Source organism: Bradyrhizobium sp. P2_E8, from assembly GCF_056403875.1.
On the sequence record NZ_JBFUES010001622.1, the window covers coordinates 1 to 977 of the forward strand.

General features: G+C 67.6%; 1 protein-coding gene and 1 pseudogene. Both read left to right on the forward strand.

All coding sequences use genetic code 11. The annotated features are described in order from the left end of the window. Nucleotides 1–631: CpaD family pilus assembly protein (locus AC1D00_RS42800; protein ID WP_477014877.1), on the forward strand; the 631-nt coding region annotated here is incomplete at its 5' end. Next, a pseudogene (locus AC1D00_RS42805) lies at nt 628–977 on the forward strand (CtpF protein); the annotation flags it as partial. The gene AC1D00_RS42800 and the pseudogene AC1D00_RS42805, both read left to right, overlap by 4 nt.

Sequence of the window (977 nt, forward strand, 5' to 3'; positions counted from 1 at the left end):
CACCCAGACGGTGCCGACCGATTACCGCCAGCGCCATCCGATCGCGGTGCAGGAAGCCAAGAAGTCGATCGTGATTTTCGTCGGCAAGGCGCGAGGCGGCCTCTCGGCCGCACAGCAGTCCGACGTCGCGGGCATCGCCCGGGACTGGGTGCGCGAAGGCACCGGGTCCGTCGTCGTCGACGTGCCGATCGACGCCGCGAATTCGCGTGCCGCCGCGGCGACCTATCGGGAAATCCGTTCCGTGCTCGCATCCGCCGGCGTGCCGTCGCGTGCCATCGTCCAGCATCCCTATCGGCCCGAGGATCCCGGACTGCTGCCCACCATCCGCCTCGGCTATTCCCGCATCGCCGCGGTCGCCGGCCCCTGCGGGCTGTGGCCCGAAGACATCGGTCCGTCCATCCTCGACCCCGGCTACAACGAGAACCACCCGTACTTCAATCTGGGCTGCGCCAGCCAGCGCAATCTCGCGGCGATGATCGACAATCCCGCCGACCTCGAGCAGCCGCGTGCCGAAACGCCGGTCTATACCGCACGTCGCGACATGGCCTTCGAACGCTATCGCAAGGGCACGCCGGTCGCGACTCCCAACCCCGAGGCCGACAAGGCCAAGCTCAGCGATACAGGCAGATGACGAGCGTCAACGACGAAGAAGCGGATCATCCGCGGCACCCCGAGGAGCATATTGCGCCGGTTCCTCGCATTTCCGTGCAAGCCTTTTGCGAGACCGACCAGACGCTCGCCGCAGTGACGGCGGCCGGGCAGGATCGCCGGCTCGCCAAGGCGCATGTCACCGCCAAGGAAGGCGGCCTCGCCGCGGCGATCGAAGTCTATGAATCGATGCCGACGCCGAACGTGATCGTGATCGAATCCGACGGCACGCGCGACATCCTGGAGGGCCTGGACGATCTCGCCGGCGTCTGCGATCCCGGCACCCGCGTGGTCGTGATCGGCAACCCCAACGACACGGCGCCCTATCG